This is a genomic window from Novosphingobium sp. (assembly GCF_020852455.1).
Lineage (GTDB): Bacteria > Pseudomonadota > Alphaproteobacteria > Sphingomonadales > Sphingomonadaceae > Novosphingobium.
On record NZ_JADZAT010000009.1, the window covers coordinates 1 to 19548 of the forward strand.

17 protein-coding genes are annotated in these 19548 nt (G+C 65.2%); 8 read left to right on the forward strand and 9 right to left on the reverse strand.

The annotated features are described in order from the left end of the window. Together IT549_RS03285 and IT549_RS03290 are read right to left on the reverse strand one after the other, a co-directional pair. A partial coding sequence (locus IT549_RS03285) for a calcium-binding protein (RefSeq protein ID WP_292969940.1) occupies positions 1–3145 on the reverse strand: 3145 nt, incomplete at its 3' end. A 78-nt stretch (positions 3146–3223) separates the two neighbouring features. After that, on the reverse strand, positions 3224–3856 hold the full coding sequence (locus IT549_RS03290; protein WP_292969941.1) for a glutathione S-transferase family protein: 633 nt from the start codon (positions 3854–3856) through the stop codon (positions 3224–3226). A 190-nt stretch (positions 3857–4046) separates the two neighbouring features. Between IT549_RS03290 and IT549_RS03295 the strand changes: the two genes are divergently transcribed. Next, positions 4047–4721, forward strand: coding sequence for an energy transducer TonB (locus IT549_RS03295; RefSeq protein WP_292969942.1), 675 nt, complete (start codon positions 4047–4049; stop codon positions 4719–4721). Positions 4722–4890: 169 nt separating this feature from the next. Further along, positions 4891–5742, forward strand: coding sequence for a cupin-like domain-containing protein (locus tag IT549_RS03300; protein WP_292969943.1), 852 nt, complete (start codon positions 4891–4893; stop codon positions 5740–5742). On the opposite strand, the gene IT549_RS03305 is transcribed toward IT549_RS03300, so the two are convergent. Genes IT549_RS03305 through IT549_RS03320 form a run of 4 tightly spaced genes read right to left on the reverse strand, consistent with a single transcriptional unit; the run spans position 5739 to position 10253 of the window. Beyond that, entirely contained in the window at positions 5739–7868 is a 2130-nt protein-coding gene (locus IT549_RS03305) for a DUF3857 domain-containing protein (protein ID WP_292969944.1), read from the reverse strand. The genes IT549_RS03300 and IT549_RS03305 overlap by 4 nt on opposite strands. Before the next feature lie 38 nt (positions 7869–7906). After that, entirely contained in the window at positions 7907–8761 is an 855-nt protein-coding gene (locus tag IT549_RS03310; RefSeq protein ID WP_292969945.1) for an alpha/beta hydrolase, read from the reverse strand. A gap of 54 nt (positions 8762–8815) precedes the next feature. Continuing rightward, on the reverse strand, positions 8816–8980 hold the full coding sequence (locus IT549_RS03315; RefSeq protein ID WP_292969946.1) for a rubredoxin: 165 nt from the start codon (positions 8978–8980) through the stop codon (positions 8816–8818). A 1-nt stretch (position 8981) separates the two neighbouring features. Further along, positions 8982–10253: a cytochrome P450 gene (locus tag IT549_RS03320; RefSeq protein WP_292969947.1), complete on the reverse strand. Its 1272-nt coding sequence runs from the start codon at positions 10251–10253 to the stop codon at positions 8982–8984. Between the two features lie 112 nt (positions 10254–10365). On the opposite strand from IT549_RS03320, the gene IT549_RS03325 reads away from it, so the two are divergent. From IT549_RS03325 to IT549_RS03335, 3 genes are read left to right on the forward strand one after another with little or no spacing between them, the layout of a single operon-like run. Next, entirely contained in the window at positions 10366–10998 is a 633-nt protein-coding gene (locus IT549_RS03325) for a TetR/AcrR family transcriptional regulator (protein ID WP_292969948.1), read from the forward strand. Between the two features lie 52 nt (positions 10999–11050). Continuing rightward, entirely contained in the window at positions 11051–12325 is a 1275-nt protein-coding gene (locus IT549_RS03330) for an amidohydrolase family protein (protein WP_292969949.1), read from the forward strand. 59 nt (positions 12326–12384) lie between these two features. Further along, positions 12385–13704, forward strand: a complete 1320-nt coding sequence (locus tag IT549_RS03335; RefSeq protein WP_292969950.1) for an amidohydrolase family protein — start codon at positions 12385–12387, stop codon at positions 13702–13704. Here the strand turns inward: IT549_RS03335 and IT549_RS03340 are convergent. Together IT549_RS03340 and apaG are read right to left on the reverse strand one after the other, a co-directional pair. Then, complete coding sequence (locus IT549_RS03340; RefSeq protein ID WP_292969951.1) at positions 13701–14486, reverse strand: LysR family transcriptional regulator; 786 nt, start codon at positions 14484–14486, stop codon at positions 13701–13703. The genes IT549_RS03335 and IT549_RS03340 overlap by 4 nt on opposite strands. A gap of 46 nt (positions 14487–14532) precedes the next feature. Then, positions 14533–14931 carry a Co2+/Mg2+ efflux protein ApaG gene (apaG, locus tag IT549_RS03345; RefSeq protein ID WP_292969952.1) on the reverse strand — a complete coding sequence of 133 codons (399 nt, stop codon included), beginning with the start codon at positions 14929–14931 and terminating at the stop codon, positions 14533–14535. Between the two features lie 109 nt (positions 14932–15040). On the opposite strand from apaG, the gene IT549_RS03350 reads away from it, so the two are divergent. Further along, the gene (locus tag IT549_RS03350; RefSeq protein WP_292969953.1) at positions 15041–16261 is read left to right on the forward strand and encodes a cation:proton antiporter; all 1221 of its coding nucleotides are present in this window, start codon (positions 15041–15043) and stop codon (positions 16259–16261) included. Between the two features lie 75 nt (positions 16262–16336). Further along, the gene (locus IT549_RS03355) at positions 16337–16819 is read left to right on the forward strand and encodes a DUF6628 family protein (RefSeq protein ID WP_365776098.1); all 483 of its coding nucleotides are present in this window, start codon (positions 16337–16339) and stop codon (positions 16817–16819) included. On the opposite strand, the gene IT549_RS03360 is transcribed toward IT549_RS03355, so the two are convergent. Further along, complete coding sequence (locus IT549_RS03360) at positions 16816–18024, reverse strand: aminotransferase class I/II-fold pyridoxal phosphate-dependent enzyme (protein WP_292969956.1); 1209 nt, start codon at positions 18022–18024, stop codon at positions 16816–16818. The genes IT549_RS03355 and IT549_RS03360 overlap by 4 nt on opposite strands. A gap of 236 nt (positions 18025–18260) precedes the next feature. Here IT549_RS03360 and IT549_RS03365 point away from each other — a divergent pair, with 236 nt between their 5' ends. Beyond that, complete coding sequence (locus tag IT549_RS03365) at positions 18261–19541, forward strand: phospholipid carrier-dependent glycosyltransferase (protein WP_292969957.1); 1281 nt, start codon at positions 18261–18263, stop codon at positions 19539–19541. The last annotated feature ends 7 nt before the right edge of the window (positions 19542–19548 follow it).

The following is a 19548-nucleotide window of genomic DNA, read 5'->3' on the forward strand; positions in this document are numbered from 1 at the left end:
CAGGATTGGCCTGGCCCGACACGCCATCAAGCGTATCGTTGCCTGCCCCGCCGACCAGAATGTCGGTATCGAAGCTGTCCCCGCCATCAAGCGTATCGTCGCCATCCTCACCATACAGCGCATCGGCATCGGCCCCGCCGTGCAGCACATCATTGCCGATCCCGCCAACCAGGTAATCGACCCCGGCATCGCCGTTCAGCGTATCGACGCCGTCCTGGCCAAACAGGCTGTCTACCCCGTCACCGCCATTGAGCACATCATCGCCCAGCCCGCCGAGCAAGAGGTTCGATCCGCTGTTGCCGGTGATCGTGTTGGCAAGATCATTGCCCACGCCGAAATTGCCCGCCGTGCCGGTCAGCACAAGGTTCTCGATGTTGGCGAACAGATAATAGCCGGTGGTCGCCTCAACCGTATCGACTCCTTCATCGGCGTTCTCGACGATCAGCAGCGACTGGGTATCGACCTTGTACAGGTCATTGCCTGCACCGCCAAAGATCGCACCGTTGATCGTTCCGCCGACCGCGTCGAGCGTGTCGTTGCCGACATAGAACTCAACATCGCCATTGATCGTGCCGCGATTGGTAATGGAGCTGCCGAGGCTTCGGCCCGAACCCAGCAGCAGCGAACCGTTGATCGTGCCCCCGGCCTGGTTGACGATGGTCGCACCGAAGAAATCCACGCTGTTGTGATCATAGTCGAGGATCACTGTGCCATTGATCTGCCCGGAGTTGACGATCGTGGACGCAAACCGGTCCGACACCAGGTAGACCGCGATATCGGCCGCGATCAGCCCGGTGTTGGTCAGCTGCCCGTCGCGGACACCGGCGCCCAGGCCATAATAGGTCGCCTTGGGCCCCACCGTAGCAGTGATCGTGCCGTTGTTGGTCAGCGATCCCCCGAAGAACGAAAGATCGACCGCCGCCGCCCCATCACCGCCTTCGGCAATGATGTTTCCGTCATTGGTGAAGGTGGTGTAGTTGTAGAAGAATGCCCCGGTGGCAAAGCCGTGCTGCGAAACGGCGTGAATCGAGCCGGTGTTGGAATAGTCTGACGCAAAGTAGCTTCCGAACAGATATGCCCCCAGGGCATCGCCGCGTTCGGTGCTCGCTTCGATCAGCCCGCTGTTGTGGAGCAGCCCGGCCGAGCCTTGCAGCACTGCGGTGGCATCTTCGTCGGCCACACCGCTGGCCCGGATCGTGCCGTAATTTTGCAGGTTCATGGGGACCAGACTGCCCACCCCGCTCACACTTGTGGCCACATGCTGCGAATTGTCGCCGACGATCGTGCCGTAATTGGTCAGCACCGGATTGACGGTCGTATCCAGGAAGAACAGCACAAAGCCGCCATCGGTGCGGCTCACCGTGGTTTGCGCATCGATTGTCAGGCTGTCCATCACCGAACGCAGCCCGTTGGCGACGGTGTCACTCAGCCCCGTTCCGGCCGCGGCATCGGGCAAGGCGGCGGCAGGACCGGCGGCCACGGCATCAAGCCCGCCGCCCGCGCTGGCGGGCAGGCCCAGCACCACGGTCGCAGCGGTATCGACCAGCACCCGTTCGGCACCCAGGGTATAGGCGCGGTAGGTCTGCGTACCGATCTGGCTGGTGGCGCCCGCCGTCCAGCCGCCATCCAGATAGACCGTGCTGCCCGAAGCTTGCGATATCACCAGTTCGGCCGCATCGCTGAGCGCGGTGACATTCCCGGCATGGATGGTCAGCTGCTTGCCGGTGCTGAGCGCAATCTCGTCGATCCCTGACAGTCGTCCGCCTGCCAGCGCAGCGCCAAGATCGATCGCCCGCGTGCCGCCTTGCAGCGACCACAGATCATGCCCGGTTCCGCCCGCAATCCGGGCGAAGGCATAGTCGGCGGTCGAAATCGAATCGTTGCCGCTGCCGCCATCGGCAAGATCGCCGCCTTCGGTGATCAGCAGGTCGTTCCCGGCCCCGCCATAAAGCCCGTCATTGCCGCCATCGCCGCGCAGCGTATCGTCGTTGCCATCGCCGATCAGCAGGTCAGCTCCGCCCCCGCCGTACAGCAGGTCGTTGCCCAGCCCGCCGCGCACCGTTTCATTGCCGGTGCCGCCGGTAAAGCTGTCCTGCCCCATGGCCAGATCGACCAGGCCAACAATGCTGCCGGCACTGCTGTCGATCGTGTCATTGCCTTCGCCCATGTCGATCCGGCCCACGATTGAGCCGGCATTGGTCAGCACGTCGTTGCCGCGGTTCAGGCGGATTTCGCCTTCGATCAGCCCGCCGGCAAGGTTCTGGATCGTCTGCGCGTTCTGCTGGTTCGCGGTGGTAAAGATCTCTTCCGCATCGGACGGCGCATAAATCGCAATGTCCGCGCGGATCGTGCCATCGTTGACCAGCAGGAAGGATTCGCCGCGAATGTTCTGAACCCTGACCCCGATCGCATCCCTGGCGGGGTCGGTCGAAACGGCTTCGATCAGTCCGTGATTGGTCAGCACGCCCTGTTCAGGGAAGGCCGGAGGTGCACCGCGTCCGAAGACCACTGCCGTGGCCTGCGGTCCTTCGGCATAGATTACCCCGGTGGCGGTGTTGGTGGCATTACCCCCATTGAGCAGCCGCAGCGCATAGGCCCCGCCGCTGACCGAATGATCGGCGAGATAGCTGGAGCGGGCTGCGATCGTGCCCGAATTGACCACGGTGACATAGGCCTGCTGGGTGTCGGCAGCGTAGGCATTGCCCTGGGCATCGGCCACGATCGTCCCGGCATTGTTCAGCGAGGTATAGGCATAGGCACCGTAAGCGCTTGATTGCTGGCCTGCCCCGAACAGGTTGTCCGCGCGGGGAAAGGCCTCGGCAATGATCCAGCCGGTGTTGTTGATCCCGCCGCCAGCGGTCGCCTGCGCCGAATAGCGGTCCGACCAGTTCCAGATGATCCCGGCATTGTTGACCACCACCGTGTAGGGCGGGTTGGGATCACCGGCAAACCATGCTGTCGGGCTGCCGAACGGCGGAATGAAATGGGGCCCGGGCGGCGTCGAACCGTCAACGGTATCGAGGTTCCGGGTGTAGTAGATATCCGTGGCGGCGATGGTGATCGGCCCGGCACCGGTGAATTCGGTGGTCGCACTGTGGGTCGGCGTGGCCGGTCGGGTGGGCAGAGTCGGGAAGATGAATGGCATCGGTCGCCTCACTTCAGATTCGATGTAAGGTCTACCTTACATCGTCAAAAAAACAAGTGCCCGGTGCGGCTTAGCCGATCAAATCGCGAAGGACGGCCGCTGCGCCAGTTTTGCCCGCCAGGCCGCGATTCCCGGGCGGCCTTCGTTGACATCGACCTTGACCCAACCGGCGAAATCGAGCGCCACCCCGGCGGTGATGTCGGCCAGGCTGAAGCTGTCGATGGCAACCCAGTCGCGCCCGGTCATGTGCTGCTCGAAGCGGTCAAGGAAATGGGTCAGCCGGGCCCGCCCGCGTTCGGCCAGTTCGGGGATCTGGGCGTAATTGTTGGGTCCCGGCAGCGCCCGGTCGACCATGCCCCGGGCCTTGTTGCGCAGCACTTCGGCGATCGCCATGAAGCATTCGCCCTCGATCTTCGAATTCCAGCTGGCGACCTGCGCCTTTTCCAGCGGGGTGGTGCCCAGCAAGGGCGGTTCGCCCTGCACTGCTTCGGCCCAGGCGGCGATGCCGGCATTGTCAGTCAGTACCGCGCCGTCATCCAGCACCAGCGCGGGCACCGTGCAGGCCGGGTTGATCGCGCGATAGGCGTCAGACAGTTGCTCACCGCTGGCCAGATCGATCTGGCGCACCTCATGCGCGATGCCCTTTTCCGCCAGCACGATCCGCGCGCGGCGCGGGCTGGGGGCGGTGGTGCAATCGTAGAATACTGGCATCGGAACTCTCCCCGTGGATTTGCCCGCAGCCTAGCAGTTTGGCTACGCGGCGCGAGAGCCCTTACCTTGACGCTACGGCACAGGGGCTTGACTCGTTCATTGTATGTTATACTATCTCATTCAATAAGGACGTGCTGCCCCGCGACTCGCATCAGGCAAGCCAGGGCAGCGCCAACAGAGGAGAGCTGCCATGGCCTATGCCGATGCCAATACCACCAATCGCAAACTGGGTGCGGGAACCGCCGTGCTGCTGCTTGAGGCCGGTCTGGCCTGGGCGGTGGTGACCGGGCTGGCCACCAGCTTTACCCGCAAGGAAGAAGAGCGGTTCGTGTCGATCACCCCCACCAAGGAGCCGGAGATCAAGCCGATCGAGCCGCCCAAGCCGCAGGACCAGACGCCCAGCCAGGCCCAGCGTAGCCCGCAGGAACCGCGAACCGATCTGATCTTCGATACCGGGCCAGCGCCGATGCCGACCACCGTTGCCGATGGCGGCCTGGGCGATGGCGGGATCGGCGAGCTGGAGATCACCCGCCCGGTGCCCACCCCGCCGCCGCCGCGCTTTACCCCCAAGAGCGCCCGGCCCCGGGGCGGGACCGGCAATTGGGTGAGCGACAACGACTATCCCACCGGCGACCTGCGCGCAGGGCATGAAGGCCGCACCAGCTATCGCCTGGCAATCGACGCCAGCGGCAAGGTTACCGATTGCACGATCACCACGTCCAGCGGCTGGTCGGGCCTCGACCGGGCGACCTGCGACCGGATCAGCAGCCGCGCCCGGTTCGATCCCGCCACCAACAGCGATGGCGACCGCGTTGCCGGCACGTTCAGCGGCGCAGTCACCTGGCGGATCCCGTCCGAGGAATGAGGAACGGAGCACGGCCCGGTCCCTCTGGGCCGTGCGCCACCTCGGACAGGTCCCGTCACCCCCGCCCCGCCCGGCCCGACCGGGCGGGGCAACCTGTTGCGGAGGCCCTCACCCGATCTTAACCCGCCGCTGCTATCGCGCGGAGGAATCGTAGTGAGGACCTGCCCCGATGGAATCCGCTGTTTTTCCTGCCGAAACCCGCGAGGCGCTGGCCGCCGCCTATCCCAATGCGCCGGCCAAGCTCAGTCACACACTGCTGGGCCATCCGCTGCTGACGCTTGAGGCGCTGGTGGGCCTGGCCGAAGCGCTGCCCGCGCACGAGATCGAGTACAACTCCGGCAAGCTGCCGATCGGGATCCGTCCCGAGGACGTACCGCAGGCAAAGCTCAGCGTGGTCGAGACGATCCGCCAGATCGACCGGGCCGGATCGTGGGTGGCGCTCAAGCGGATCGAACAGGTCCCGGCCTACCGCGACCTACTGCACGGCGTCCTGGCCGAACTGAAGGATCTGGTGGTGCCGCGCACCGGCGAAATGATGCAGCTGGAAGGCTTCGTCTTCATCACTTCGCCCGGATCGGTCACCCCGTTCCACTTCGATCCCGAACACAACATCCTGCTGCAGGTGATGGGCGAAAAGACCATGACCCTGTTCCCGATCGAGGACGAGGCGATGTTCGGCGCCGAGGCGCATGAGCTGTATCATCTGGGCAAGCACCACCGGAACCTTGACTGGAACGACAGCTACGCCGCCAAGGGTCAGGCGATCCACATCGGCCCGGGCGAGGCGATCCACGTGCCGGTCAAGGCCCCGCACTGGGTCCAGAACGGCGATCAGCCGTCGATCTCGCTGTCGGTCACCTGGCGCTCGGAATGGTCCTATGCCGAAGCCGATGCCCGCGCCTTCAACCATGTGCTGCGGCGGATCGGGCTGGCCCCGGCCAGCCCCGGCCCCTATCCCGCGCAGAATCGCGCCAAGGCGCTGGCCTGGCGCGCGGTGCGCAAGCTGGGGATCGCTGCCTAGTTGGCCTTGGCGGGCTTAGCGCCCTTCCCCTTGGCCCGGGCCGCCTCGGCTTCGGCCTCATCCTCGCGGCGGGCCTGGGCCTTTTCGGCTTCGGTCGGTTCATAGTCCGAAGGCATCCGGACATAGAGACCGTTGGTGGCCAGTTCGGACATCGCATTGCGGGTGCGGCTGGCACGCGCGGCGGGCAGTTCGCCAGCCAGCGCGCGGGTTTCAGCCTCCATCGTCACCGTGGCGCCATCCTTCTTCACGCTCCGCTTGAACTGGTAGAGATCGCCGATGGTCTGATCAAAGCCCTCACCCTGGACGCGGAAACCCACGCCGCCGTGCGGCAGCACGATGGTCTGGCGATAGATCCACCAGTCGGGATATTCGAAGGCATAGGGCGCATCGGGATTGAGTTCGCCCTCGCGGGCAATGTCGAACCGCCAGCCCAGCCGTGACTTGTCCATTTCATACCAGCGCGTGCCCAGGTCGCGGGTCCATTCCATGCTGGCGCTGCCGGTCATGGCGATGATGAATTCGCCGGTATCGGGATCACTGCGGGTAGTGATCTTGCCCGGCGCGACAAAGTCATAACTCTTGCGCCACAGCTTGCGCAGTTCGCGCTGGCGATCGGCCTGCGAATAGCCGGCATAGGTCAGCCGCATGTCCGAAGCGGCAGTGCCGTGAAATCGCATTTCACCGCTGGCCGCAGCCGGCACGTCAAGCCCCTTGCTGGCATCAAGCGTCAGGCTGACCACCTGGCTGGGGCGGACCAGCGGATCGGGCAGGATCTGCACCAGCCCGGCCCCGGCCTCGGTCACCGGCAGGCCATAGCGGTAATCGGGGATCTGCAGCAGATCGAGCCGTTCATCGCCCAGCCGGGTGCCGTCCAGCCAATAGCTTTTGCCGTCAATCCGCGCTTCGACCAGCACATGATCAAAAGCGTCCGCAGTCGGCAGACGGTTGCCGATCAGATCGCCGCGTTCGGAATGGACCAGCACTGGCCGTGCCTCGATCCCCAGCTCGCCCAGCAGCGCCAGCAGCAGCACGGTCTTGCCCTTGCAATCACCGAACCGGCGGACCCAGGTCTGGTCGGCGTCGGCCGGGACATAGCCGCCATCGTCCATCCCCAAGAACAGGTAACGCACCTGTTCCTGCACCAGCCTGAGCGCCAGTTCGGCCCGGCGCCTGGGATCCTGACTTTGCGCGGCGATCTTGGCCGCTTCGGCGCGCAGCGGGCTGTCAGGCGCCAGTTTGACTGCCTTGGCGTAAAGCGGATTGAACAGCCGGCTGACCGATTGCCAATCGGCAAACTGGGTAATCTCGACCGCGTTGACCAGGCCATAGCGGGCGGGTGCGCCTTCGGGCGCCATCGGCGCCACGCCATCGAGCACATCGGCCACCAGTTCGCTGCCATCGGCGCTTTTCTTCAGCTTGGGCTGGAGGATCCCGGGATAGACCCGCCACTGCATCTTCTTGTCCGCACCCCACAGCAGCCGGGCCCGGAACCGCCCGAACGCAGCGCCGTCGCTGGGCCCGACCACATAGGTGCTGAAGCCCTTCATGGCCGGATCGTGGCGGTCGATCGTATAGGCCAGTTCGATCACATCGCCGACCCGCAGGTCTTCCGGCTGCTGGGTGGCGGTCAGCCGCCCGTCGAGCATCAGGTTTTCCATCCCGCTTTCGCGCTGGATCACCTTGATCTTGGCCCCATCGCCAAGCAGGTCGATCGGCTGGCCATCGCGCAGGATCCGGTACTTGTGCAGCGTCAGTGTTTCCAGCGCGGGATCCCAGTCGATCTGCAGCTCGCTGCCGTCCAGCCCCTGCGCCGTGCCGATCTGCCAGGTGCTGGCGTAATAGGTCAGATCGCCCTTGGCGGTGAACCGGGTCTGGACATCGCCCAACAGCTGGACAGTCGCCGCGCCATCGGCATCGCGGGGCGGCTTGGGGATCGGCAGCACATCGACCCAGGCCGCCGGCGGGGCAACCGCGGGGCGCGGCAGTGCGGGATTGCCGGGGCGATCAAGTACAGCACCGGAACTGGTTTCCTGCGGCGGCGGCACCGGCACACCCCCACCCGGCACCCCGGCGGCGAGCAGGCCCGGCCAGACCAGCAGGCCCAGGGCAACATGCGACAGCTTCATCGAAAATCCTTCGTGACGAAGCCGCAGGTTCGCGGAAATCAGGCCGGCTGTCGAGAGGGCATGACGCGGGTCAGGAAGTCGATCACCGCCGCGTTGAATTCGTCATTCTTGTCGCCCGCCACCATGTGCCCGGCGCCGCGGATGTCGGCGATCTCCAGCTGGGGTATCCGGCGGCGCAGGTCTTCGACCCCGTCATCATCGACGATATCGCTTTTCATCCCGCGGACCAGCAGGGTCGGCACCCGGTCGGTCCAGTCGGCCTCGTCCATCAGCTTGAGCAGATAACGCGGATCGCCGCGATCGGACTGCATCCAGTTGGGATCCCAGTGCCAGCGGAACCGGCCGTCATCGCCCTTGCGCAGGTTCTTGTTGAGGCCCGAGAGGTCCTTGGGCCGGGGACGATCGGGGTAATAGGCGCTGATTGCATCGGCGGCATCTTCCAGACTGGCGAAGCCGTTTGGGTTCGCAGTCATGAAGGCAACGATTTTGGCCACGCCCTTCTGGCTCATCTTGGGGACGATATCGACCAGCACCAGCGCCGCCGGATCAAGCCCGCGCGAGGCCGCGACCATCGCGGTGATCCCGCCCAGCGAAGCGCCGACCAGCGCGAACGGGCGCGATCCGTGATCGACCACCGCGGCCAGATCATCGGCGCGCACTTCCAGGCTGTAGTCGCCGTCTTTCGACCAGTCGCTGTCGCCATGCCCGCGCAGGTCGTAGTTGATCGCGAAATAGCCGGCCTCGGCCAGCTGCAGCTCGGCCTTGTCCCACGAATGCCTGGTCTGCCCGCCGCCGTGCCCCAGCACCACCGTGGGCGCGCCGCGCGGACCGGCAATGTCGGCGGCGATTTCGATGCCGGGGGCTACGGGGATGCGGATCGTATCGGGATGCATCGCACGACTTGACCTGCGCGCGCGGCGCAGGTCAAGCGCAATTTAATCGGACGATTAATAATCGACCAGTTCGAAGTCGTCCTTTTCGGTGCCGCAATCGGGGCAATACCAGTCGTCGGGAATGTCCTCGAACCGGGTGCCTGGGGCGATGCCGTCTTCGGGCAGGCCCAGGGCCTCGTCATAGATCATTCCGCAGTTGCGGCATTTCCACTTGCGCATGTCAGTTCACCGCGAAGCGGATCGGAACATGCTTGGGCCCGCAGACGAAGTTGGAGATCGTGCGTTCGCCCTTGCCGTTCATTTCGACCGACTTGAGCCGCTTGAACAGCTCTTCCCACAGGATCCGCATTTCCATCCGCGCCAGGTGCTGGCCCAGGCAGACGTGGACGCCATAGCCGAACGCGATCTGCGGATTCTGTTCGCGGTCCATGCGGAAATCGAACGGATCGGCCCAGACGCTTTCATCGCGGTTGCCCGACTGATAGCTGAGCATCAGCCAGTCACCGGCCTTGATCTGCTGGCCGCCGATCTCGCAATCGGCCACCGCGCTGCGCATGAAGTGCTTGACCGGCACTTCCCAGCGGATCGATTCCTCGACGAAGGCGTTGATGCGTTCGGGGTTGTCCTGCATCTGCTTGAGCAGGTGCGGCCGTTCGGCCAGCGCCCACATCGCGCCCGCGGTGGTGTTGCTGGTGGTATCGTGCCCGGCGGTGGCGGCGATGATGTAGTACCCCATCATCTGCCGGTGGTTGAGGTATTCGCCGTTGATCTGGGCATTGGCGATCAGGCTGTTGATCGCGGTGCTGGGCTCGGCCCGGAAGCGCTCGGTCACCGCCTTGAAATAGTTCTCCAGCTCCATCGTGGTTTCCCACAGGCTCTTGAGCATTTCTTCGGGGGTCAGTTCGGCCCGGGCGCGGTTGAGTTCGGGGTCGGCGTTGTTGAACAGTTCCTGCGTCAGCTTGAGCATGAAGGCTTCGTCTTCCTGCGGCACGCCCAGCACGGTCATGATTACCCGCAGCGGATAGAGGAAGGCCACGTCGGCGGCGAAATCGCATTCGCCATCGAAGCTCAGCATGTGATCGACGAATTCGTTGGCGATGCCGCGGATCGCGTCTTCCAGCGGCTTGATCGCACGCGGGGTGACATGCGGGAACACGATCCCGCGCAGCGCCTTGTGCTCATCACCATCGACCGAAACCAGACTGCGGATCAGGTTGGGCTCACCCCCGGTCAGCATCTTGACCCGTTCGTTGCCCTCGATGTTGGTGATGAAAGTGCTCTTGTCGCCGTTGTGGAAGATGTTCGCCTGGCGCTCGATCTCCTTGATGTCGGCGTGGCGGCTGACCACCCAGAACGGCTCAAACTCGGCAAGTTCGGCCTTGTCGAGCGGCTGTTCGGCGCGGATCTTGGCAAAGGCAGCGTCAACGATCTCACGCTCGGAATAGGCCTTGGGATCGATGATCGTGCGGGCCAGCTCTTCGGAAATCGTCATGTCGTCCACTCCTTTTGCCCGGTCCAAGATTCGGGCTTGACTTGAAACCTGATTGATTGTTGGTTGTCAGTCAACAACTAACTTGCCTGCACCCGCGGGCAGCGGGGGACCCATGGCGAGCAGCGCCGCATTATTGCCGGAACGCCGGACCCAGGCGCAGCGCCGCGAGGCGTCCGATGCCCGGCTGCTGGCCGCCGCCGCCGCGATCATTGCCGAGGAAGGCTATCCCGCCGCCACGCTGGAACGGGTCGGCGAACGCGCCGGCTTTTCGCGCGGGCTGGCCAGCCGCAAATACGGGTCCAAGGACGGGCTGATCGAGGCAGTGATCTGGCGCGTTTCGGCCCAGGTCAATGCCGAGGTCGATCAGGCGATCGCCGGCCTTTCCGATCCGCTCGATCAGGTGCTGGCGCTGTTCGACCGGTTCGTTGATCTGGCCCAGCACGATGTGTCGGTGCGCGCCTATTTCGTGCTGTTCAGCGCGATGATCGCCAACCGGCTGGAAACCCGCGAGGTGTTCGACCAGGTCCAGGAACAGTTCGGCCAGCGGATCGAGGCGCTGGTGCTGGCCGGCCAGGCCGCAGGCAGCATCACCCCCGCCCTGCCCGCCGCGCACATCGCCTTCATGCTGGGCAGCCAGCTGGCCGGCATCTCGATCGAGATCGCAGCAGATTCGGCCGAGGAAGCCGACCCATCGGCGCTGCGCCATGACCTGGTCGCCCTGCTGCGCCGGACGCTGGCAGGTTGAGACAGAGTCCCCATGGATTGCGAATCTGGCGCATTCGAGTCACCTTGATGCGATGAAGCCTGCCAGTGCCCTTGCCCTCGCCCTGTCGCTGACCGCCGCCCCGGCCCTGGCCGATACGGTGGTGGTCCATGCCGGGCACCTGATCGAGCCGTCGAGCGGACAGGTGCTGCACGATCAGGCGATCACCGTCACCGATGGGCGGGTTACCACCGTTGCGCGGTGGAGCGCGCCCCCGGCGGGCAGCACTGTGATCGACTGGAGCGCCTATTGGGTGCTGCCCGGTCTGATCGACGCGCATGTCCACCTGGCCGACTACCTGCAGACCAATGATCCGGCCGAACCGCTCAAGCATTCGGCCGAGGAAACCGCCTATCTGGGCGCGCGCCATGCCCGCCTGACGCTGGAGGCCGGGTTCACCACCGTCCACGATGTCGGATCGTTCCGCGCCGCCGGGAATATCGAGCTGCGCAATGCGATCAATCGCGGCGACGTGATCGGCCCGCGGATCAACGCGGTCGGCGGCTATATCACCGTGCCCGGCGGCGGCGGCGAGGTGACCGGCCTGCCCAAGGGAATGGTGGTGCCGCCCGAGATGCGGCTGGGCGTCGCGACAACCCCCGCCGAGGTCCATCGCAAGGTCGATCTGATGCTCGATATGGGCGCGGATTCGATCAAGCTGATCGCCACCGGCGCGGTGCTGGCCGAAGGAACCGAGCCGGGCCAGGTCGAGCTGTCCGGCCCGGCGATCTTTGCTGCCGCCAAGACTGCCAGGGCGCGCGGATCGTGGATCACCAGCCATGCGCATGGTGCTGAAGGGATCAAGCTCGCGATCCTGGGCGGATCGCGCGGGATCGAACATGCCAGCCTGATCGACGATTCCGGGATCGCCCTGGCCAGGCAGCAGGGCACCTACCTGGTGATGGACGTCTACAACGGTGATTATATCGCCGATGTCGGCCGCAAGGAGGGCTGGAGCGCCGAAATCCTGCGCAAGAACGACGAGACCACCGAGGCCCAGCGTCAGGGCTTTGCCAAGGCGGTCAAGGCCGGGGTCAAGCTGCCGTTCGGGACCGATGCCGGGGTCTTCCCGCACGGGCTGCAGGCGCGCCAGTTCAAATACATGGTCAAATACGGAATGACCCCGCTTCAGACAGTGCAATCGGCCACCACGGTCGGCGCGGAATTTCTGGGCTGGAGCAAGGACGTGGGCTCGCTGACCCCGGGGCACTATGGCGATATGATCGCGGTCAGTGCCAACCCGCTCGACGATGTCAGCGCGCTCGAACAGGTTGACCATGTGATCAAGGGCGGCGTGCTGGTGCGTTGAGCGTTGCCCGTTTCGCGCCGGCCCGATAGGTTGGCGCAAACCCCAAGAGAGAGACCCCGATGAACCGTCCGCTGATCGCCCTTGCCCTGCTTGCTTCGACCGCCGGAATCGCCGCTACCGTCAGCGCCCAGACACCGACCGAGGCCGCCAGCACCCAGACCTGGATCCATGCCGGGCGGGTTATCGCGGTACCGGGCCAGGCCGTGCGCGGGCCCACCACCATCGTGGTCCAGGACGGCAGGATCGCCGCGCTGCACGATGGCTTCATGCCCGCTCCGGCCGGGGCAAAAATCATCGACCTGAAAGGCAAGACCGTGTTGCCCGGCCTGATCGACAGCCACACCCATCTGGGCTCTGACCGGGCCGGTAATGAAGGGCTGGCCGCCGCGATGACCGACGGGCTGGCGCTCAATTCCTATGAAACCCAGTGGAACGGGATGAAGACCCTGCGCGCCGGTTTCACCACGGTTCGCAACCTGGGCGATGAAGGCGGCAAGGTCATGGCCTACCGCGAGGCGATCAAGCGCGGCTGGGTGCAGGGTCCGCGAATTGTCGATGCGGCCGAATCGCTCTCCACCACCGGCGGGCACATGGATGGGCGGGTTGGCCTGTCGGACGAGGCCGGCGAAGGTATGGTCCATACCGAAAACCTCTGCGACGGGGTTGACGATTGCCGCCGCGCGGTGCGCCGCCAGGTCGGCCGGGGGGCGGACGTGATCAAGTTCGCCACCACCGGCGGGGTCAATTCCGGCACCGGTCTTGCGACCCGGATCTATGAGGACGAAGCCCGCGCGATCATCGACACCGCGCATGCCTATGGCAAGAAGGTTGCGGTTCATGCCCACGGGCTCGACGGGATCAAGCTGGCGGTGCGGCTGGGCGCAGACTCAATCGAGCACGGCACCACGATCGATGACGAAACCGCCCGGATGATGGCGAAAAACGGTACCTATTACGTGCCGACGCTTAGCACCGTGAACGGCTATCTTGAGCGGCTCGCGGCCAATCCCAACGCCTATCCCCCGGCGATCAAGAAGCAGATCGACTGGCGGATCGGGATTACCGGCAAGTCCCTGCAGATCGCCTTCCCGCTGGGCGTCAGGATTGCCTATGGCACCGACGCCGGGGTATCCAAGCACGGCCGCAACGCCGATGAATTCGAACTGCTGGTCAAGTTCGGCATGTCGCCGATGGACGCCATCAAGGCCGCCACGATCAACGCAGCAGGCCTGCTGGGGCTCGAGAAGGAAGTGGGCACGCTCGAAGTGGGCAAGAGCGCCGACATCATCGCGGTCGATGGCGATCCGCTGGCCGATGTGCGGGTGCTGAAGCGGATGGCCTTTGTGATGGTGCGCGGGGACGTGATCGCGCTGAACTAGGCGGTCAGGAACGCCACCAGCGCCTTGACCTTTTTCTGGCGCCACTGCGGACTGGGTGCCACCAGCCAGTAGCCCGTGCGACAAGGCGCCCGTTCGCCCAGTTCGGCGATCCGGCCGTTGTCGAGCCATGACTGGGCCAGCAGCACCGGCACCCGGGCCTTGCCCATGCCCGCGGCGGCGGCGGCGATTGCCTGGCCGGCATCGCCGACGCTGAGCGGCGGGGCGGCGCATTCCTCGCCTTCGGGGCTGGTATCGCCCGGCCAGCTGATCCAGCAGCCCTGGCCCACGGTGATGCGGCCCGGATCGCCCAGTGCAACGCCTTCCAGCTCGCCCGGCCCTTCGGCCCAGCGCACCGCCAGATCGAGGTTGGCTTCGGTAAAGTCGGCCTCTTCATCCGCGACCATGCTGAACTGCACGTCGGGATTGCTTTGGCGGAACGCGGCCAGCCGCGGCGCAAGCCAGGCGGCAAAGAATTCGCGCGGAGCGGCGATGGTATAGACGTGGCTCGATTGCCCGGCCTGCATCGCCCGCACCGCATCCTCGAAATGGAGGAACCCGCTGCGCAGCGGCTCAAGCCCGGCGCTGGCCTCGTCGGTCAGTTCCAGCCCCTTTGGGGTGCGGCGGAACAGCACCACGCCCAGCACGTCTTCCAGCGCGCGGATCTGCTGGCCGACCGCAGCCGGGGTCACCGCCAGCTCATCAGCCGCGCGCGTGAACGACAGGTGCCGCGCCGCGGCATCGAACACGCGCAGGGCATTGAGGGGCAGGTGCGTGCGCTTCATGGGGGCTACCTAGAGCCAGAGACGGGCGTGCCAAGCAACAAATACTTCACCCCGCCGTGGCCGGGGCTTCCAGCGGGAAGAACGGGATCGCCACGTCGAACAGCGTGCCGCTTTCATCCTGAAAGGTATAGTGCCCTTCCATCGAGCCATGCGCGGTGGTGAGTGGGCAGCCCGAGACATAGTCGTGGCTCTTGCCCGGCTGCAGCACCGGCTGTTCACCGACCACACCATCGCCGTCGATGAAATTCACCATCCCGCGCGCGTCGGTGATCCGCCAGTGGCGGGTCAGCAGCTGGACCGTGCGGTCTGAATGGTTCTCGATCCGGATGTGATAGACCCAGAACCACTTGCCCACATCGGCCCGCGACTGTTCGGGCAGGAAATTCACCGCGACGCGCACGATGATCCCTTCGGTGGTGGCGGCATGCTGGAACAGTTCCTTCATGGCGCCCAAGGTAGCGATTTCAGGCGCCCGAAACAATGGCCGGGCATGCGGTGGAATACGATTGTGTCCACGTTGGCGCTGCCAGAGCATGGTGCTAATCCCTGCACCAATGCAAACCGCCCTGCCCGTGTCCGAGCTGTTTCTGCTGGCGCTGATCATCATCTTCGCGGCGCCCTATCTGTTCTGGCGGCTGCTGCGGACCGACTATTATGCGCCGCTGGTGGTGGTGCAGATCATCAGCGGAATCCTGCTGGGCCCCGGGGTGCTGGGGGCAATGTTCCCCGATTACTATGCCACGGTGTTCGCCCCGCCGGTGATCGGCGCGCTGAACGGCGTGGCCTGGTGGGCGGTGATGCTGTTCGTGTTCGTTGCCGGGCTGGAACTGGACCTGCAAGAGGCCTGGAAATGGCGCGGCGAAACCGGGCTTACCGCTGGACTCGCACTGGGCGCGCCGCTGCTGCTGGGTGCCGGTGCGGCCATGGTACTGCTGAAGGTCAGCGATCCGGCCGGCTGGATCGGTGCCAAGGGGCAGACCTGGCAATTCGTGCTGGGGGTTGGCATGGCCTGCGCGGTCACCGCCCTGCCGATCCTGGTGCTGCTGATGGAAAAGCTGGAGATCCTGCGCACCGCGCTGGGCCAGCGGATCCTGCGCTATGCCAGCCTGGATGACGTGATGATCTGGGGCGTGCTGGCTGTGATCCTGCTCGATTGGGACCGGGTCACCCGCCAGCTGGGCTTTCTGCTGGGCTTTGCCGTGGCGGTGGTTGTGGTGCGCAAGATCATGGCTGCGATCCCCGAGCGCGATCGCTGGTATGGCGGGCTGATCTGGCTGGCGGCCTGCGGCTATCTGGCCGACTGGTCGGGGCTGCATTACATGGTCGGCGCATTTCTGGCCGGCGCCGCGCTTGATGCGCGCTGGTTCGGGATCGAGAAGATCGACGCCTTCCGCGATACCGTGCTGCTGTCGATCATGCCGGTGTTTTTCCTGTCCACCGGGCTGCGCACCAGCTGGGACATGGGCGGGCTGACCGCCTTTGCCGCTGCCGCACTGCTGCTTGCCGCGATGGTGGCGGGCAAGTTGCTGGGGATCGGGATCGCCGGCAAGCTGCTCAAATGGGGCAAGGGTGAGGCCTGGGTGATCGGCTGGCTACTGCAGACCAAGGCGCTGATCATGATCATCTTCGTCAACATCCTGTTCGACAAACAGGTGCTGACCAGCAGCGCCTTTACCGCGCTGCTGCTGGCGGCGGTCGGATCGACCATGCTGACCATCCCGGTGGTCGCCCCGGTGCTGCGCCAGCGCCACGACCTGACCACCAAACGCGGCTGACCACTCTCCTGCTGTCCGCTCACGGCCCGGCTCCGTGCCGGATCGGGACTCCGATTCCGCTTGACTAAAATGATAATGATTATCAATAACTGCACATCAGGTCTCGAGGAAGCTGGTGTGAAAACTGCGGAATCATTGGAGAAAATCTTGTCGCTGGTGGTTCCTGAGGACCCAGACCTGGCGCTCGTCTTGCTAATGATTCGCAAGATGGCATCAGGTGAACTGCATGACAGCGAGCTTGCCAACCTTGGCTACCAGGCCTTCGGGCGCGAATACGAACGCCCGCTCACCCTCATCCGCGCCTACCTGATCGAAACCGCCAGCGCCTCGACCCGGCCGCTCAAGATCGTGCGCCACAACCATCCTAGGATGACCGCCGATGAAGGCCGCATGCTCGATGCGCTGGTGCTGGCGCCGCGCGATCCGCAGGCCTGCACCGCGCTGCTGCGCGAACTGTGCGCCGCACCCGACGTCTCGATCCCGCAGGCCGCCGCCCAGTTGCTGGCGCGCGCACTGATCGACATGGGCTGCCCGCTGGGCGCGCCCGACTTCTACTAAAGACCTACCGACTTCAGCGCCCGGTCGAGATCGTCGATCACGTCATCGGGATCTTCCAGCCCGACGTTCAGGCGCAGCATGCCTTCGGTCACGCCCATTTCCTGGCGGGCGTCCTCGCTCACCGAATAGTGCGTGGTCGAGGCGTTGTGGCACATCAGGCTGCGCGAATCCCCGATGTTGTTCGAGATATCGATCAGCTGCAGTGCATTCAGCAGGGCGTGCGCCTGCTTGCGTCCGCCATCCAGTTCGAAGCTGAAGATCGAACCGGCCGCGTCCATCTGCTGCATCGCGAGGTTATGCTGCGGGTGGCTGGCCAGCCCCGGATGATTGATCTTCGGAACCCGGCCTTCAAGAAACTGGCCGACCTTGAGCGCGTTCTCGCTCTGCCGATGGACGCGCAGGTCCAGCGTTTCCAGCCCCTTCAGCACCACCCAGGCGTTGAACGGTGACAGGTTGGGCCCGGTGTTGCGCTGGAACCACAGCAGCTTCTCATTGATGAATTCGGCGCTGCCCGAAACCGCACCGGCCAGCACCCGGCCCTGCCCGTCCATCAGCTTGGTCGCCGAATAGGCCACCACATCGGCACCCCATTCGATCGGCCGCTGCAGCGCGGGCGTGGCAAAGGCGTTATCGACCACCGTGGTGATCCCCCGGCTCTTGGCCAGATCACAGACGAATTTCAGATCGACGATATCCATCGTCGGATTGGCCGGGGTTTCGAAGAAGAACACCTTGGTTTCGGGCCGGATCGCCGCCACCCACTGATCGTTGTCGCGCGCGTCGATCGTGGTGCAGGTGATCCCGAAGCGCGGCAGCAGCTGATCGACCAGCCAGCGGCACGAACCAAAGGCAGCGCGCCCGGCCACCACGTGATCGCCCGCCTGCAGCTGGCACAGCATCGCCGCGGTCATCGCCGCCATGCCCGATGCCTGGACGCGGCAGGCCTCGGCCCCGTCCATCAGCGCGATGCGTTCTTCCAGCATGGCGACGGTCGGGTTCTGCAGCCGCGAATAGGTCATCCCCGGATCTTCGCCGCGGAACCGCGCGGCGGCGGTTTCGGCATCGTCGTAGGCATAGCCCGAGGTGAGGAAGATCGCCTCGCTGGTTTCACCCTTTTCGCTGCGCCAGGTCCCGCCGCGCACGGCTTGGGTGGCGCGGCGCCAGGTCTTGGTGATCGAACGGTCGGTTCCGGTGGTGCGCTTCATGATGCGGGTGGCTGTAAGTGCGCGGACAATCGGGCGCAAGCCCAAGGCCCTCTCCATTTTCACGCAGTGCAAATGGGGAGGTGGCAGCGCGAAGCGCTGACGGAGGGGTATCGGCGCTGGCCCAATTGCCCCTCCGTCTCGTCCTGCGGACGATCCACCTCCCCATTTGTGGCATTCGCCAAAAATGGAGAGGACCCTTGTTGCGCTTCCCTTCCACCCCGATTAACCCATCGCCAATGCACCCCCGCTTCACCCAGGAACAGGACCCGGCCGACTGGTGCGCGGTGATCGCGGTGTTCTTTTTTGGGCTGGTCTGGTGGCGGCTGGGTACGCCCAGCGAGATCTATTTCGACGAGGTCCACTATGTGCCCGCAGCGCGCAAGCTGATCGACGGGCTGCGCGCCAACCCGGAACATCCGCTGTTCGGCAAGACAGTGCTGGCCGCAGCGATCCACTGGCTGGGCGACAAGCCGCTCTACTGGCGCGTGCCAAGCGCGCTGCTGGGCGGCTTCGGATTGTTCGCCTTCAGCCGGCTGGTGTGGTTCGTCAGCGGGCGCCGGCTGGCCGCGATCCTGGCCGCGCTGCTGCTGGCCACCGATTTCTTCTGGTTCATCCAGAGCCGGATCGCGATGCTCGACATGGTGATGGCCAGCCTGGGCGTGGCATCGCTGTGGCACTTCGCGGCGGCCTGCCGGCTGCCCGGCCAGGCGCGCTGGCGGCTGGCGCTGGCGGGCGTGCCGGCCGGGCTGGCGCTGGGCGCGAAATGGAGCATCGCCCCGGCCCTCGCCATGCCCGGACTGCTGTTCCTGGTGTTGAAGCTCAAGGCCAATGGCCTGCGCTTTGCACTGGCGCGGGACGGCGGCCCCGTCCCCGGCTTCACCTTGGCCGAGGCCGCGCTGTGGCTGGGGCTGGTCCCGCTGGCGGTCTATTGGCTGACCTTCCTGCCGGGCTTTCTGTGGGCCGACCGGCCGATCGATCCCTGGCACCCGATCGCCTGGCACGAATACATGCTGCGGCTGCAGGACAGCGTGAAGAAGCTCCACCCCTACCGTTCGCAATGGTATGAATGGATCGGCAACTGGCGCGCGATCTGGTATCTTTACAAGGACGTTGACGGGGCCCAGCGCGGGGTGGTGCTGATCGGCAACCCCTTCACCATGTACGCCGGTCTGGCCGCGATGGCCTGGTCGCTGTGGGCCGCGCTGCGCCATCGCAGCCATGCCGCGCTGGCCTTCACCGCGCTGTACCTGGCCAGCATGGTGATGTGGCCGCTGTCGGGCAAGCCGATCCAGTTCATCTACCATTACCTGCTGCCCAGCACCTTCATGATGGGCGCGCTGGCCCTGGCGCTCGATGCGGCCTGGCGGCGCAGGGATCGCTGGCGCTGGCTGGCCCCGGCCACGCTGGTGCTCAGCTTTGCGCTGTTCGCCTGGTTCTATCCGATCATCTCGGGCTGGCCGCTGTGCTGCGGGCGGCCCAGCTATCAGTTCTGGATGTGGCTGGACAGCTGGCGCTAGGCTCCCC

What these genes read in the sequence shown, in the direction of transcription:
- IT549_RS03290 (WP_292969941.1), bottom strand. Translation starts at nt 3,856, where the DNA reads ATGCCAGTATTCTACGATTGCACCACCGCCCCCAGCCCGCGCCGCGCG.
- IT549_RS03295 (WP_292969942.1), top strand. Translation starts at nt 4,047, where the DNA reads ATGGCCTATGCCGATGCCAATACCACCAATCGCAAACTGGGTGCGGGA.
- IT549_RS03300 (WP_292969943.1), top strand. Translation starts at nt 4,891, where the DNA reads ATGGAATCCGCTGTTTTTCCTGCCGAAACCCGCGAGGCGCTGGCCGCC.
- IT549_RS03305 (WP_292969944.1), bottom strand. Translation starts at nt 7,868, where the DNA reads ATGAAGCTGTCGCATGTTGCCCTGGGCCTGCTGGTCTGGCCGGGCCTG.
- IT549_RS03310 (WP_292969945.1), bottom strand. Translation starts at nt 8,761, where the DNA reads ATGCATCCCGATACGATCCGCATCCCCGTAGCCCCCGGCATCGAAATC.
- IT549_RS03315 (WP_292969946.1), bottom strand. Translation starts at nt 8,980, where the DNA reads ATGCGCAAGTGGAAATGCCGCAACTGCGGAATGATCTATGACGAGGCC.
- IT549_RS03320 (WP_292969947.1), bottom strand. Translation starts at nt 10,253, where the DNA reads ATGACGATTTCCGAAGAGCTGGCCCGCACGATCATCGATCCCAAGGCC.
- IT549_RS03325 (WP_292969948.1), top strand. Translation starts at nt 10,366, where the DNA reads ATGGCGAGCAGCGCCGCATTATTGCCGGAACGCCGGACCCAGGCGCAG.
- IT549_RS03330 (WP_292969949.1), top strand. Translation starts at nt 11,051, where the DNA reads ATGAAGCCTGCCAGTGCCCTTGCCCTCGCCCTGTCGCTGACCGCCGCC.
- IT549_RS03335 (WP_292969950.1), top strand. Translation starts at nt 12,385, where the DNA reads ATGAACCGTCCGCTGATCGCCCTTGCCCTGCTTGCTTCGACCGCCGGA.
- IT549_RS03340 (WP_292969951.1), bottom strand. Translation starts at nt 14,486, where the DNA reads ATGAAGCGCACGCACCTGCCCCTCAATGCCCTGCGCGTGTTCGATGCC.
- apaG (WP_292969952.1), bottom strand. Translation starts at nt 14,931, where the DNA reads ATGAAGGAACTGTTCCAGCATGCCGCCACCACCGAAGGGATCATCGTG.
- IT549_RS03350 (WP_292969953.1), top strand. Translation starts at nt 15,041, where the DNA reads ATGCAAACCGCCCTGCCCGTGTCCGAGCTGTTTCTGCTGGCGCTGATC.
- IT549_RS03355 (WP_365776098.1), top strand. Translation starts at nt 16,337, where the DNA reads ATGATTATCAATAACTGCACATCAGGTCTCGAGGAAGCTGGTGTGAAA.
- IT549_RS03360 (WP_292969956.1), bottom strand. Translation starts at nt 18,024, where the DNA reads ATGAAGCGCACCACCGGAACCGACCGTTCGATCACCAAGACCTGGCGC.
- IT549_RS03365 (WP_292969957.1), top strand. Translation starts at nt 18,261, where the DNA reads ATGCACCCCCGCTTCACCCAGGAACAGGACCCGGCCGACTGGTGCGCG.